This is a genomic window from Bradyrhizobium sp. 87, assembly GCF_023073015.1.
Classification (GTDB): domain Bacteria; phylum Pseudomonadota; class Alphaproteobacteria; order Rhizobiales; family Xanthobacteraceae; genus Bradyrhizobium; species Bradyrhizobium canariense_D.
Map to the genome: position 1 here is coordinate 14779 of NZ_JADPIQ010000009.1, position 14419 is coordinate 29197.

General features: G+C 60.9%; 7 protein-coding genes and 8 pseudogenes. 5 read left to right on the plus strand and 10 right to left on the minus strand.

The genetic code is table 11. The annotated features are described in order from the left end of the window. Nucleotides 1-57 precede the first annotated feature (57 nt). Nucleotides 58-930: pseudogene (locus IVB50_RS02060) on the plus strand (IS5 family transposase); the annotation flags it as partial. A gap of 1266 nt (nt 931-2196) precedes the next feature. Here the strand turns inward: IVB50_RS02060 and IVB50_RS02065 are convergent. The 7 genes and pseudogenes from IVB50_RS02065 to IVB50_RS02095 all read right to left on the minus strand — a co-directional run. After that, a complete protein-coding gene (locus tag IVB50_RS02065) occupies nt 2197-2799 on the minus strand; it encodes a hypothetical protein (protein WP_018459540.1) in 603 nt (200 codons plus the stop codon). A 132-nt stretch (nt 2800-2931) separates the two neighbouring features. Continuing rightward, nucleotides 2932-3375 (minus strand): annotated as a pseudogene (locus tag IVB50_RS02070) (integrase core domain-containing protein); the annotation flags it as partial. Between the two features lie 427 nt (nt 3376-3802). After that, a complete protein-coding gene (locus IVB50_RS02075; RefSeq protein WP_157643113.1) occupies nt 3803-4285 on the minus strand; it encodes a hypothetical protein in 483 nt (160 codons plus the stop codon). A 331-nt stretch (nt 4286-4616) separates the two neighbouring features. Continuing rightward, nucleotides 4617-4898: pseudogene (locus IVB50_RS02080) on the minus strand (transposase); the annotation flags it as partial. An 85-nt stretch (nt 4899-4983) separates the two neighbouring features. Next, nucleotides 4984-5838 (minus strand): hypothetical protein, encoded by an 855-nt coding sequence (locus IVB50_RS02085; RefSeq protein ID WP_247294114.1) that lies wholly within the window; start codon nt 5836-5838, stop codon nt 4984-4986. 40 nt (nt 5839-5878) lie between these two features. Then, nucleotides 5879-6829, minus strand: a complete 951-nt coding sequence (locus tag IVB50_RS02090) for a caspase family protein (protein WP_018458949.1) — start codon at nt 6827-6829, stop codon at nt 5879-5881. A gap of 590 nt (nt 6830-7419) precedes the next feature. After that, nucleotides 7420-7569 (minus strand): annotated as a pseudogene (locus IVB50_RS02095) (IS110 family transposase); the annotation flags it as partial. Nucleotides 7570-7742: 173 nt separating this feature from the next. Between IVB50_RS02095 and IVB50_RS02100 the strand changes: the two are divergent. Beyond that, nucleotides 7743-8413, plus strand: a pseudogene (locus tag IVB50_RS02100) (transposase); the annotation flags it as partial. On the opposite strand, the pseudogene IVB50_RS02105 reads toward IVB50_RS02100, so the two are convergent. From IVB50_RS02105 to traC, 3 genes and pseudogenes are all read right to left on the minus strand, one after another. Further along, a pseudogene (locus IVB50_RS02105) lies at nt 8410-9425 on the minus strand (type IV secretory system conjugative DNA transfer family protein); the annotation flags it as partial. The pseudogenes IVB50_RS02100 and IVB50_RS02105 sit on opposite strands and share 4 nt — an antisense overlap. Then, entirely contained in the window at nt 9412-9627 is a 216-nt protein-coding gene (gene traD / locus IVB50_RS02110; protein WP_018458954.1) for a conjugal transfer protein TraD, read from the minus strand. The gene traD and the pseudogene IVB50_RS02105, both read right to left, overlap by 14 nt. A gap of 4 nt (nt 9628-9631) precedes the next feature. Then, nucleotides 9632-9892: a conjugal transfer protein TraC gene (traC, locus tag IVB50_RS02115; protein ID WP_018458955.1), complete on the minus strand. Its 261-nt coding sequence runs from the start codon at nt 9890-9892 to the stop codon at nt 9632-9634. Between the two features lie 339 nt (nt 9893-10231). Here traC and IVB50_RS02120 point away from each other — a divergent pair. The 3 genes and pseudogenes from IVB50_RS02120 to IVB50_RS02130 form a co-directional block, all read left to right on the plus strand. Beyond that, nucleotides 10232-12536 (plus strand): annotated as a pseudogene (locus IVB50_RS02120) (AAA family ATPase); the annotation flags it as partial. Beyond that, nucleotides 12533-13063: a S26 family signal peptidase gene (locus tag IVB50_RS02125; RefSeq protein ID WP_345947062.1), complete on the plus strand. Its 531-nt coding sequence runs from the start codon at nt 12533-12535 to the stop codon at nt 13061-13063. The pseudogene IVB50_RS02120 and the gene IVB50_RS02125, both read left to right, overlap by 4 nt. 54 nt (nt 13064-13117) lie before the next feature. Continuing rightward, nucleotides 13118-14300, plus strand: a pseudogene (locus tag IVB50_RS02130) (aspartate ammonia-lyase); the annotation flags it as partial. Between the last annotated feature and the right edge of the window lie 119 nt (nt 14301-14419).

A 14419-nucleotide genomic window follows, 5' to 3' on the forward strand; every position in this document is an offset into this window, starting at 1 on the left:
CGCGGCTGGAGGAACGGGTTCGAGACCTGCTGGAGCGCGAGCTTGCCGCGCTCTATTTCGCCGATTGGGCGGCCGTCGATCCCCCCGGAGAAGCTGCTGCGGGCGATGCTGTCGCAGGCGTTTTATTCGATCGGCTCGGAGCGGCTTCTGATGGAGCGGCCAGACTACGACCCGCTGTTCCGCTGGTTCATCGGAATCCGGCGCCGACGACGCAGCCTGGGACCATTCGGGTTTCTCGAAGAACCGCGACCGGCTGCTAGTTGACATCGCGGCCAAGTTCCTCGCGGCGGTGCTGGCGCAGCCAAGATGACGAGGCTTCCGTCGAGCGAATACTTCTCGGTCGACAGAACCTGATCGAGGCCTGGGCCTCGATGAAGAGCGTCAAACCGCAGGACGGCTCCAGCGAGTTGCCGGCGCCAGGTGGCGGGCGCAATGCCGAAGCGGACTTCCACGGCCAGAAACGCTCCAACGACACCCATGCTTCGACCACCGATCCGGATGCCGAGCTGTACCGCAGGGTAAGGCAGGGAAACGAAGCCTTGCTTCATCGCGGCCTGGTCGACGCCCGCCTGACGCTGGTGAACGGGCATGCCGAATGGTCGCCGCGCTGCACATGATCGAGCCGCGTGCCGACCGGCCGACAGCGATCCGCCTGCCGCCGACAAAGCCTAAGATGCAGAAGACTTCGTCAACGAGCTGCGCTCGATGAACGTGACGCCACATGTGGCGCAGAACACCAGCGGCGGCCGCTCTGCTATCGACGGCGAACGACGGGCGCGGCAGCTATGCCGTCAGCCAAAGCATCCGCAAGCGCATCGCGGAGGCATTCGGCTGGATCCAGACGGTCCCCGGGCACGAGAAGACCCGCTTCCGTGGCCGTGATCGGGGCGGATCGCTTTTACCTTCGCTGCTGCCGCCTACAATGGTTGATCACGGAGGGCGGCTGACGACCAAGGTGCCCGGCTTCGCCAAGGCTTTTTTCCGGCTGCTGGCGCATCGTCGAAGTGAACAAGTGGGGGGCGACTTCCTCGATCTTACCTGAAGAGGCGCATCTCAGCTTCGGCGGCAAGTCCGACGGTGAAATTGGCTTCGGTGCGCTGGAGGGCTTTCCCGATGTCCTCTCCGGCGCGCGAAACGGTTCGGCCTGACGGAGTTCTCATGCGAAGGCCGAGACGAGAATGACCCCGCCTGAGGACGCGAATGTGTTTATGATCGGCACTGCGGGCAGGCTCGCCGGCCATGTCTATACACACAATGGCCACAATTCGGGCTTCGTTTGCGAACGCGGCTGAGTTCTTCAACAGTGTACTAACACAAGTAAAAAAGATCTTGCTGCCCCGATGCAAGCACCGGAGGATGCTCGTGAAAGGGGTTCGCAGCGACCTTCGGGCTCGCCCGTTCCAACCTGGTTGAGCGAACCGGCGGCAAGCGTAGAAACCGTGGTTCCTAGGCCGCGCGCCGGGGTTGCGGAGTTCACTTCCGATATCCGGTGCCTGGTGGATAGCCGCCCGGGCTATGGGTACCGCCGGATCGTTGCGCTCCTGAAGCTCGAGCGGCGATCCGCCGGCCATGACCCCGTCAAGGTGTCTACCGGTTTGTTCAGACCGGCTGCGATGTGGGCCGGGATCGCGGCGGCGGTGCCAGCGATGCACTGCTACCTGCCCCGCGGGTGAAACGCGTGATTGGAGCAAGACCCCTGAACATTCTTCCAGCCTCGCGCAGCAAGGTGTGGACTCGCCATGTCATATACGATGACGGCGTGGCGCGTATCGCGAGACATTGGCGGTAAACACTCCGTTCTGGCATTGGGGGACCTTGCGGGCCAAGCCAGTGCACTAGCGCACGACCTACACGAGGGCTTGCCAGTCGGACGGCAAAGCGGCCCACGAACCGGAGTCCAGAAGCTCCACGCCAGCATTGGGCCCTCGAACTAAGGTTTACAGCGCCCTCATCAAGCGCGCTGGAAAACTGCGCGCGATAGCGTCTGGCAAACCAGAGGCTCGGACAACGCCGCAAGTTGACATCCGCGGCCAGAACAGCAGCAGCACCACTTAAGAACGGACCCAATGGTCCTCAGCATCGCGACCATTCAGGGGACGAGCCCACTGGGGGGCTTCGAATGTAGCAGGTCACTTAAGTCTGCAAAACGTAGAACGCTTCCAGAATGATCATCGACGTCGGCAGCAATGAACGATATTAACGGGAGCGCTCCAGCCGTTTCTTCTCGGGTGGTCGGATTGCTCGGTCGTTGACAGACACCGGTCTCAAGCTAAGTTGAACGTTGCGGAATTCTCCATAATTCGCTGATACAATGATTATGTCATCCGATTGTGCGAAAATCGCCAGCTGTCTGTCGATCCACCGGTCGAATGCCGTGTCGACGCCACGCAGCGACTCCAGAAATGTGTCGGGCTCCTGCTGAGGCGGGAATGTTGACCGGTGAGCTTGGACGGGTCTGCCGATCCCATCGATCCAGACCCTGTTGGTCTGCAAGGATACGCGGTCTTTTTCGATGCAAAGCAACTCTGGGTCGATCGCGATGCCTCGCTTCAGCTCCATTAGGCTTTGCCGGAGACTGGCTCGTGCCTGTTCGTACCAGCGCGTGCTCCAGAGCAACCTGGCAAGCCGGCGCCGCGGGACTGTGGAGTCTCCGCACATGGCGAGATAGGCTAGGATTGCCTGCGCTTTGCGGCCGCGCGGCAGCACGCTCTCACCTGTCCAGCGCCAAGCCTCCATTGCGCCAAAGACGCGCAGCCGGAGTAGCGGTCTGACGTTCTCTGGGTCGGTATCGAATTTCACCGTGCCCCTCTACTAAGATGATTGAGGTATATCATTGCCACCGAGTTTTCATCCAGCGGCAGTTACAGTCTCGGGCTTTTGTGTAGCGAGACCGAACTTTGGACCACCCAGAACTAGAGTTTTGCGCCTCTGTCACGTTGGCGGGCTGGTGGCGCCGACGTGGTTGTGCAGCAAAATCGGCCGTCGATTGCCGATCGCGCCGTGGGGCCGTTCTTCGTTATAGTATCTGCGGCAAGTCTCCACTTTTTCTTGGGCGTCCGCAAGCGACAGGAACCAATGGGCATTGAAGCATTCGGCCCGGAAGCGGCCATTGAACGCCTCAATATAAGCATTGTCGGTCGTTTTGCCCGGGCGTGAGAAGTCCAGCGTGACGCCGCGCTGGTAAGCCCAGAGGTCGACGCCACGCGACACGAACTCGCTGCCTTGGTCGACGCGGATCGTCGCCGAGAAGCCCACTTCGTTGCAAACCCTTTCCAGCACCTCCACAACATCGGTGCCGCGGAAAGTGAGCCGCGGCTCCAGGGCGGGCGAGAAGCGGGAGAAGATATCGATAATCGTGAAGACTAGCACGCGCTTGTTCATCAAAGCGCGTGCTCCACAGCAATCCAGCAAGGCGGCGGCGCGGGATGGGTGCCTCTCCGCACATGGCGAGATAAGCCAAGATTGCCTGAGCTTTGCGGCCACGCGGTAGAATGCTCTCCCCCGTTCGGCTCCACGCCCCATAGGGCCACGCAGCCGCAGTAGCGGCCTGACATCCTCCAAAACCGATCTCAAAAGTCACCGCCTCATCTCTGACGCCGTTGAATGCGGGGGCGAAGGTCGACAAACTGGCGCTACGCCCTCAGGGCCGCCGCCCGCCCGGCCTCCGGGCCCGATGTGCGGATCACCGGCAGCGCCTTGAGGCTTGGCTTCGCGGTACCGCTGGACATTGAAAAACATCCAGCGCACGCACTGGAGCAGGATTGCCCGGTACGCCCTAAAGCGTCCCCGGGGGGCGGTTTGGTTATTCCTGCATTTGGTCCTTGGGCGTTTGTCCGTCATCGGTGGGTGTTGGTTCGGTCTTCAACTTTCTCTTCTTCCCTTCCGCTCCCGGTGGTTCGTCTGGTGTTTCCTCTGCCACTTTGGCATCCAATTGGTATGCCTCTGCGATGAGCGCCTGAAATTCAGTGTCGCTGTCGTTCAATGCTGCCGAAATCAGCTTGTCTAGAATGTCGGCACCTTCGGATGGTGATTTCACTACGCCCTGCCCAAGCCTTCCTATCACAAATCTGTAGCATTCATTATTAATCTTGTTCACCGGCTTCTTGTATTTGAACGGGTTATCTTTCTTTGTGAAAGCCCTCAGTACTGGCCGCACGTCAGTTAGAAACGCTTCAACCGATCCGTTCGGCCTCAATTTGATCTGCGCAAGCAATTCCAAACCGCTCTGCATTTTGCTGACGTGTCCTCTTGTGTTTGTCGTCTCATTTGTTGCTTCGTTTGCCATTTCGATGCCCTTTAAAAGGCATTAAGACAGCTCGGAAGGTATGGCAGGGACATGATAGTCGTTGATTCCGCGTCCACAGCCCAGCCTTGGTTGCGTTCGGCTTCGCTGGTGCCCGCTTTGGACCCACTGTAGGAACCCACGGTCAGGTCGGCCGATCGTAGAAGTCTGCTGATGTTCAACCATTGAAACTCTCTGTGAAGCTGAACGCAGAATGTCTTGTTGTCTCGATTATACAGAAAGATCCGAAGGAAATGCCATGAAACTCACGTTAAAAACGAGAGCCAGGTTTCACCATCGTGCGTCAGAGCGGCTCAGCGAGGATCACGAGTGAAGCCATCCGCCGTGGCTCCAGGAAGCCTGGGAAATAGGAGCCTTTGCGCAGCTTGGGAATGCGCAGCTCGACCGTGCCGGCCCGGGTCTCCCAGCTCCGGTCGCGGTAGCCGTTGCGCTGGACCTGGCGCTCCTGGCTCTTCTCGCCGTACGCGGCTCCGGTCAGGCCCTCGACCTCCAGCTCCATCAGCCGGTGGGCGGCAAAGCCGATCATCTCGCGCAAGAGATCAGCATCGGGGGTCTTCTCTACGAGCGCGCGCAGGTTCATCATGTCGTCGGTCATCGGTGGTTCCTCGAATCAGGTTGGCTGTCGCAATCCAAACCTTACCGACGAATCATCGGTGACCACCCGCAAAGCCGCTCGCTCGCTACGGCGCTATGTAGGGGCGCGCGTCAGCTACACCACTCTCTGGGACACGACCGCCACGTAGGCTCTCGTCAAACTCGTTGGGCTGCTGACCTTTGATCACCGCCCTAGCCGCCGAGATGATCGCCGGGATCAGAATAGCAGGGTTGATGCCGAACAGCTTCTGCTCGGTAAGCTGCTGACCTCTGGCAAGGTCACCTGCAATTTGGATCGCGTCGCCACGTAGGCTCTCGTCAAACTCGTTGGGCTGCTGACCTTTGATCACCGCCCTAGCCGCCGAGATGATCGCCGGGATCAGAATAGCAGGGTTGATGCCGAACAGCTTCTGCTCGGTAAGCTGCTGACCTCTGGCAAGGTCACCTGCAATTTGGATCGCGTCGCCACGTAGGCTCTCGTCAAACTCGTTGGGCTGCTGACCTTTGATCACCGCCCTAGCCGCCGAGATGATCGCCGGGATCAGAATAGCAGGGTTGATGCCGAACAGCTTCTGCTCGGTAAGCTGCTGACCTTTGGCAAGGTCACCTGCAATTTGGATCGCGTCGCCACGTAGGCTCTCGTCAAACTCGTTGGGCTGCTGACCTTTGATCACCGCCCTAGCCGCCGAGATGATCGCCGGGATCAGAATAGCAGGGTTGATGCCGAACAGCTTCTGCTCGGTAAGCTGCTGACCTCTGGCAAGGTCACCTGCAATTTGGTTAGGTTCCGGGGTTGGCTGCTGGTCATTGTTCTCAGCCGTAATCATCGAGACGATCGCGCGAACTAGACTCGGATGATCTATTCCGAAAGGGTCGCGCTCAAGCTGATATCTCTCTTTAGCTGTGCCAAGTGACAGTTGAGTAAGCGTAGATGTGTCCATTGTTGATCACCTTGTTGATGTTTGCGGTTGGTTGCGGCTCTCAGATCACACTTCTCCGCTGGCGTGCAAAGGTGATGAAGGAGCGGAGCCGTGTGTCCCCTGGAATCTTAGGTTCCTTTAAAAGAGGCGTCTGGGGAAGCCCGACCCTCTGGATCATTAACTTCGCGGCGTCCACAAGCTCAGCCAAGCTTGCTCCGGGGCCGAGCGCCTTCAATGAATGGAGAAGGGCAAAGGTAAAGGCCGACTTCCCTTCCGTTAATGCAGTGCTCGCGGCTGCCGTTTCGGTTTCGAGGCAAGCGGAAAGAAGGACGCCATTTAACTGTAGCTGCCCCGTCTCACCGGACGCGGCCTCCGGCATAGAGGCCTGCAACCCGGCCAGGGGATCCCGCGAATTCGCCGCGACGGGTGAATTCCGAAGGTAAGTCATCTCACCAAAGCGCTTCTTTGCTATTGCCCTGCCCTGCCCGTTGGTGTGTTCGAGGAATTTGTCGCGGGTTGGACGCATGTGGGTTTTGACGCGCGCGCGTCCGACTAACCCGGAGTACTTGAACGCCGGCGCCAACATCCGCTTTTCAAGGCCGCCGGAGAAGCAGCAATCGGCAACGAGCGTCAATATTCCGGGCGGCAGGTTCTGCGTCATCTGCGCGAACGTGACGTCGAAGAGATAGCCGTCGTAGAGAACAATGCATTCTTCAATGACGAGGCCTCGGAGTGCAGTCGTTCCGTGACCGGAGAAAAAGAAGACCAATCGATCGTCCGGCGATACGTCTGCGAAGAGCTCTCGCAAGGCAGCTGTTACATTGCCTACGGTGGCTTCGGAATCGACAAGTCGAACAATGTTGGCGAATCCGTATTGCTTCTTGAGTACCTCCTCAAAGGCATTAACATCGTTAACACTGCTCGGAAGGTTGTTCGCTGCGCCGTGATAATCGTTGATGCCTACGAGCACCGCCCGGCGCCGTTCGCCTTTGGTGGTGTCAGCTGAATACACTGTACGAACTCACGAAACGGTCAGGTCGGGCGACAGTCAAAGTCTTCTGATGTTCAAACACTACCACTTCCTGTGGAGCTGGCCTCGTAATGTCTTGTTACTGCGATTATACAGAAGGTCCAAAGGAACGGCCGTGAAACTCGCGTGAAAACGAGGGCAGTTTCACCATCGTGCGTCAGAGTGGCTCAGTGCGGATATTTGACGGCTTGAACTTGCTCCCGTGGGTGGCCTCCATCTCGGGTGAACAGACCGGGCTGGTGACAAAGGGCGAGCCCGCCTGGCCGCCACTTGCGTTGTTCAAGGGGTCAAGGCGATGCGGCCGCACTTCGCGAGCTCCTTTCAATTAATGTATGGTCCGTCCTGTTCGTGCAAGGGTTCGTAACCAGCAAAAATGACGCTTCCAGTTGTATAAATGTATCCGGCCTCTCGCGAGTGGACTGCGGTTGCAGCCAGGCCATGATGAGATCCGCGCACGCCGTTCCCAATAAATGGTTCGGGCACGAAGCCCGCTTTTTTGCACAGGCTTACGGCATGTTGATCCACTGTTTCGTCATCACTGTTCCCGAGCCTTGCAATCGAAGCCAAAAGCGTCAGGTGGAAGCAGGATCTCTGGGTTCGTAGAGAGCTCCAGCCTTGTTCAAGACCACCCAGACAATGCGGGCCATCTTGGCGGCTAGAGCGACAACGGCCTTGTTCGGATGCATCCGACTCTGGAGCCCGTCGAGCCAGCTTCCTAGGCGATCGCGTCGTCCGTGAAGAGTGGCTAAGCGATTGAGCTAGAATCGCATTTGTCGTTGTGGACTGTTTTGCGTTTGCAGGGGTTTGATGCTTCGGGCGTCGGAACCTTGCAATTTCATTTTCAGGATTCCGTCGAATCGCCAACCATGATTCCGTCATCGCATCGGAGGTGGCGATGCGACCGAAGAAGCACAGGACGACGGATCGGGCGATCTGTTCCGGGCCAGGCTGGACCAAATCATCAATATGAAGCACGAGCTGGTTCAGCTCGCCGGCAAGGTCGATTGGGACTGGATCGACGGCGAGATCGCGCCGCTCTATAGCGAGAATGGTCGGCCCGGGATCGCGACCCGCTTCATGATCGGGCTGTTGCTGCTCAAGCACATTTACGGGCTGTCCGATGAGAGGGTGTGCGAGCGCTGGGTCCACGATCCATATTTCTAGTACTTCACCGGCGAAGAGTTCTTCCAGCACGCATTCCCGCACAAGCGCTCGGACCTGAGCCACTGGCGCAAGCGGCTCGGCGACAAGCTGGAGCTGTTGCTGGCCGAGAGCTTGCGGGTGGCACACGAGGCCGGCGCGTTACGCAGCCAGGACATCAAACGGGTCACAGTCGATACCACCGTGCAGCCGAAGGCGATCACCTTCCCGACCGATGCCAAGCTCTTGCACGCGGCCATCAAGGGGCCCAACCGTCTGGCGAGGAAGCACGGGGTCAAGCTGCGGCAGTCCTATCTGCGCATTGCCAAAACCGCGACAATGATGGCGGGGCGCTACGGCCATGCCAAGCAATTCAAGCGGCATCAGCGGCAGTTGCGCATCCTGCGCAGCCGACTGGGCCGGATCAGCGCGGTCAGCAGCTGCAAGGCCCAGGCACGAAAGAAGTCGTCCCGCGCCGGGCCCTGGCGTGGATTGTCGGTCATGATCCATGACGCGATGGCGGCAATGTCCTCTTCCTTGGTTGCGCCGTGCTGGCCGATCCAGTCGAGCACATTGAAGCCGATCGCCGAGGCGCGCGGGTCGAGCACGAAGACCTGACGACCCGCCCCGTGCCGGTGTCCGGTGACCATCGGTGCGACCTCGTTGGACGGGTCAAGGACGACCAACCCTCCACCCCATTTGAGCGCCGTCGGCACCGTGACCGATGTTGTCTTGAAGCCGCCGGACCCGGCGAACACGATGCCGTGCGACGAGCCGAAGACGCATCGAAACAGAGCAAAGGAGACTTACCGCCGGCGCCCCATGTCTCAACGTCATCGGCGCGGAACGACTGGTCGGCGACCGCATCCCGATCGACACGATAGCGCTCCCCGACCACGATGCCACCCGCCTCCGGGAACAGCCGCGCAGCCTCAATCATCGTCATCCAGTCCGACTCGCCATGGATGGCGCGTCGCCCACGAATGCGGCGCGGCTCGGCGGCCGCGAACGCGGCATTGCCCCTTATCGCTACACGCAGTCCGAACACCGCCACGAGCGATGCGATCGTCGCTCCGATGATGGTCGAGGGATCGGCATAAGCGACAAGCCGGTCTCCAGCGGGCAGGGCATTGGCAAAGGAATGGAGGCGGGCGATCTCGCGCGAGGCGGCGATCGCGACCACAAGCAGGCCGCCGAACATGACGCTCCAACCGGCCCAGCGGATCGCCGTCGCACCAGCCGCCGCGAACAGGAAGACCACGCCGATCGCCGCGGCCATCACGTAGGACAAGGCCATGCCGATCCGCCCGAGCACCAGGTGCGCGTTTGGGGTTGTTCCGAACTTCGAAAGCCACGCTTCGATGCCGGTAAGGACAAGGCATGAGCCCGCCATCAGCACGGCCGGCGCGATCGCCAGCGCGATCCTACTTGCTCTCATGGCCGAAGGCCATCGCGTCGATCGCCGTCAGGCGCTCGCGTTCCGCCTCGTTGCCGCGCAGACGATCGGCGGCATCAAGCAACAGGCCGAGCAGCAGCGCACGCTTCTCGTAGCGCAACCCGGCCTTGGCGATCAGGCCACCGAGCTCGATCTTCTCCCGCGTGTCCTTCTTGCGGGCGTGAGTTGCATCGGACCGACGCATGCGTTCAGCCCTGTTCAGCCAGGCCCGCAGGCGCGACAGGCGGGATGGTCGTGGCCGCCTTGGCCGGTCTGCTCCCGCCCTTGCGAAACCGGCCGGCGATCTCCTCGAACGCCGACAGCAACGCGCCTTCCTCGATCTCGATTTCTCCCATCCCGGCCTTGAGCGCGATGCGGCCGATGCGCTCGGCTTCCCGTGTTTCTGCCTGCTTCAGCTGGTCCTGGAGCCGAGCGATTTCGTCCCTGATCTGCCGCGAGGGTTTTTTCATTCCGGAAGACCTTTCCTGTCATTAATTGCGCGAAGCGCCGACAGGAAAGCCGGGGTGAGCGCGAAGCGCGACCCGGGTAATTAACGGGGTCGGCGGAGCCGACGCTTTGGAAGATCATCCCGCCGTTCCGAAGGAGCGGCTTCCAAGGGCGCAGTAATACGTCGCTGACGCGACGTCCTGCTTCGCGGCCCAACTGGGCGGGCCGATCCCGACGAACAGCATGTTCGTTCGAAGGATCGCTTCAGCCGTGGCCATCACGCATTTCACGCCACAGCTCATCGGACGCGGCGATGGCCGCAGCGCCGTGCTGGCCGCTGCCTACCGGCATTGCGCGAGGATGTCCACCTGATGACGACGCTGCGGCCTCTCACCGAGGACGGATTCGGGCCGAAGCGGGTCGCAGTCGTCGGAGAAGACGGGCAGCCGCTGCGCATGAAATCCGGCAAGATCGCCTACCGGCTTTGGGCCGGCGAGAAGCAGGAGTTCCTCGAGCAGCGCAACGGTTCGCTCGACCTGCAGAATCAGCACCTAGCTCTGCATGGTCACGAGATTCGCGTCGATGGCCGCTCCTACGCCGAGCGCGGCATCGACGTCGTGCCGACCACCCATATCGGCGTCGCGGCCAAGGCCATCCAGCGCCGGGCGGAGCGCGAGGGATTGGAGAAGGAAGCGGGCATCCAATCCCGCACGCTCGCCTCCTGGGAGTTACGCTGGAAGAGAGGCCGCAATGGCCTCAATGATAGGACGGTTTTTGTCCTCGACGAGGCCGGCATGGTCGCTTCGCGGCAGATGGCGCTGTTCATCGAAACAGCATCAAAGGCGGGAGCGAAGATCGTCCTGGTCGGCGATCCCGAGCAGCTCCAGCCGATCGAAGCGGGGGCGGCGTTTCGCGCAATCGTCGAACGTATCGGCTATGCCGAGCTCGAGACGATCTATCGCCAGGGCCAGCAATGGATGCGCGACGCCTCACTCGATCTTGCCCGTGGCCGGACGGCGCCGGCCCTATCCGCCTATCGCGATCATGGACGTCTGTTCGGCTCGGAGTTGAAGGCGCAGGCGATCGACAATCTGATCGCTGATTGGAACCGCGACTACGATCCATCGAAGTCAACTTTGATCCTCGCGCATTTGCGCCGCGACTTCCGCGCGCTGAACGAGATGGCGCGCGCCAAGCTCGTCGAGCGCGGTCTCGTCGCACAGGGACATGCGTTCCGGACGGAGGACGGCCAGCGCCGGTTTGCGCCGGGCGACCAGATCGTCTTCCTGAAGAACGAGGGCTCGCTCGGCGTCAAGAACGGCATGATCGGCAAGGTCGTGGAAGCAGAGCCTAAGCGCTGGTCGCCGAGATTGGAGAGGGCGAGGGCCGCCGCCGCGTCGAGGTCGATCAGCGCTTCTATCGCAATGTCGACCACGGCTACGCGACGACGGTGCATAAGGCGCAGGGCGACCGTCGACCGGGTCAAGGTGCTGGCAACGCTGTCCCTGGATAAGCACCTGACCTATGTCGCGCTGACCCGCCATCGCGAGGATGTGGCGCTGTATTATGGCCGGCGTTCGTTCCAGAAGGCCGGGGGCCTGATCCCGATCCTGTCTCAGCGCAGGGCGAAGGAAACGACCCTCGATTACGAACGCGGCAGCCTCTACCGCGATGCGCTTCGCTTCGCCGCAAACCGCGGACTGCACATCGTTCGGGTGGCGCGCACGCTCATGAGCGACCGCCTGCGCTGGACGGTTCGCCAGAAGCAGCGCCTCACCGAAGTCGGCCGTCGGCTGCGTGCGCTCGGTGCAAAACTCGGCCTCGTCGATGGCCGTAAACCCATCATCAACACCGCACATAAGGAGGCAAAGCCCATGGTCACTGGGGTGACGACATTCCCCAAAATCTCTCATCGACACCGTCGAGGACAGAATCCTGGCGGACCCCGCCATCAAGAAGCAGTGGGAGGATGTCTCCACCCGCTTCCGCCTCGTCTTTGCCGATCCCCAGCGGGCGTTCAGGGCGACGAACTTCGACGCCATGCTGAAGGATCCGGCCGTTGCGAGCACGACGCTCGCGTGCATCGCCGCAACCCCGGAATTATTCGGCGCGCTGCGTGGAAAAAGCGGTCTGATGGCCGGCAAGGCGGACAAGGAGGAACGCCAGCGCGCAGACGCCAATGTGCCGGCGCTCCGGCGCGACATCGAGCGCTACTTACGTCTTCGCGCCGAGGCCGAGCACAAGCACGAAGCCGAGGAACGCGCGATCCGGCATCGTGTGGCCATTGACATCCCCGCTTTGTCGCGCGACGCGCGTCGCGTGCTCGAGCGCGTGCGCGATGCCATCGAACGCAACGACCTGCCGAGCGCGCTTGAGTTCGCGCTCGAGGACCGGATGGTGGAGGCGGATATCGACGGTTTTAGCAAGGCCGTCGCAGAGCGCTTTGGCGATCGTACATTCCTGCCGAACGCCGCTAAAGAGCCCAACGGGCAGATCTTCGAGAAGGCGGCTGCCGACATGGATCCGGCGCGGCGCGAGCAGCTGAAAGAAGCATGGCCCGCCATGCGTGCGGCACAGCAGCTCGCAGCGGGGGAGCGCACCGCGCAGGCCCTCAAGCAGGCCGAAGCGCAGCGCCTGATCCAGAGCCAGGGACAGACCCTGAAATGAGCAGTCGGCGCTCCCCCTTGGCGATCCTGGTGGCTGGCGCCGGGCTCGTCGCCGCCGTGGCTGGCGCCGGCTGGGGCGCCGGACTGCGCATCAACATGACGTCGAGCTATCTACGCGGCCTGTGGCGGATCGAGAGGCTGGATCGGGCAGCCGCCGTCGGCGATCTCGTCTTCATCTGTCCGCCCGACACAGCCGAGTTCGAACGGGCATTCGCGCAGCTACATTCGGCGCGGACTTTGCGCCGGGGGCTTAAGCCCACTCATCAAGACCGTCGCTGCCGTCGGCGGCCAACAGGTCGATGTGGCCGAGCAGGTCTCGATCGATGGCCGTCGGTTCCCGATTCCAATGTCCGGCATACCGATGCCGTCGGCCGTCCTTTCTTAGCCTTTGCCGGGGGCGTCATTCCCGCCGGCGAGCTCTATCTCCACTCCGATTTCGCAGGCTCCTATGATTCCCGCTACTTCGGCCCGCTCCCGTCATCGGGCGTTCTCGGCCTTGCCCGGCCCGTCTTCACCTTCGGTCGGTAACGCCTGGCGCGCCGTGGCGATGGTCGTTGCCGCGGCCGCGGTCGGGACTCCTGCCTGGTGCGGACACGCGCTCGCCCTGCCGCTCGCCTGCGCCTTGGCCCGGTGACGATCCCGGCGAACGCCTACTACGGACCGCAGACCGCACGCGGGATCGCAAATTTCCCGATCTCAGGTATTCCGATCAATCACTTTCCCATTTTATTAAGGGCTAGCGTTCGTGAAGACGGCTGCGGCAAGGGCAAATGCGCGTCTTGGAGATCTCCAGCAAGATAAGGCCGACGTAATCTGCGAGGTCTGCAGCGAAATAGCGCGAGGAGTGCTGTGGAGAGAATTTCCGCTCGACGTTTTCCAGGGAGGAGCGGGAACGTCGACCAATATGAACATCAACGAGGTGATTGCGAACCGTGCCCTTGAGATGATGGGCTTGCCGCGCGGGCGATACGACGTCGTGCACCCCAACAACGACGTTAATCTGTCTCAGCCCACAAATGACGTCTGTCCGACGGCAATCCGGCTCTCGATCCTGTTATCCCATGGGCAGCTACAGGCGGCGCTCGAACGCCTCGCGATTGCCTTCGAGGAAAAGGCGGCGTCTTTCAGCGAAGTGATAAAGCTCGGCCGAACGCAATTGCAGGATGCTGTCCCCATGACGCTGGGACAGGAATTCCAAGCCTTCGCGACGACACTTCGCGAGGATGTCGCTCGGCTCGGAGAGATCGCCGCATTCTTCCAGGAGATCAATCTTGGAGGCACAGCGATCGGTACCGGCATCAATACCAACTCCGACTATCAGGCGCTGGCGGTATCGGTGCTTTGCAAGATCTCGGGTCTCCCGCTCGTGGCCGCCGGCAACCTGATCGAAGCATGTTGAGATACCGGAGCCTTCGTTTTGCTCTCGGGGATGCTCAAGCGAACCGCCACTAAGTTGTCAAAGATCTGAAACGACCTAAGAATACTTTCTAGTGGACCGCGGCGAGGACTAAATTAAATCGATCTACCGCCGCTTCAGCCGGGCTCATCAATCATGCCTTGCAAGGTCGATCCGGTGGTGCCGGAAGTCGTCAATCAGGTTGCATTCCAGATCATCGGCTACGACCTAACAATCACGCTTGCTGCCGAAGCAGGGCAGCTCCAATTGAACGTCATGGAGCCCGTGATTGCGTACAATATTCTTCACTCTCTCGAGCTACTGACGAATGCGATCGAGGTGCTGCGCACGAAGTGCGTCAGCGGGATGGGCAGCGTTCTATAAGTTCACCGACTTCAACCTCAACAACAGACGCAGAAACAGGCCCTCGCGGCCTGATATCAGAAAATCGGAGCGGCGAGACTTCCAACTAAGAAGGCGGCGCCAGT

Coding starts and splice junctions, on each gene's coding strand:
- IVB50_RS02075 (WP_157643113.1), bottom strand. CDS start 4,285: ATGGCAAACGAAGCAACAAATGAGACGACAAACACAAGAGGACACGTC.
- IVB50_RS02085 (WP_247294114.1), bottom strand. CDS start 5,838: ATGGACACATCTACGCTTACTCAACTGTCACTTGGCACAGCTAAAGAG.
- traD (WP_018458954.1), bottom strand. CDS start 9,627: ATGCGTCGGTCCGATGCAACTCACGCCCGCAAGAAGGACACGCGGGAG.
- traC (WP_018458955.1), bottom strand. CDS start 9,892: ATGAAAAAACCCTCGCGGCAGATCAGGGACGAAATCGCTCGGCTCCAG.
- IVB50_RS02125 (WP_345947062.1), top strand. CDS start 12,533: ATGAGCAGTCGGCGCTCCCCCTTGGCGATCCTGGTGGCTGGCGCCGGG.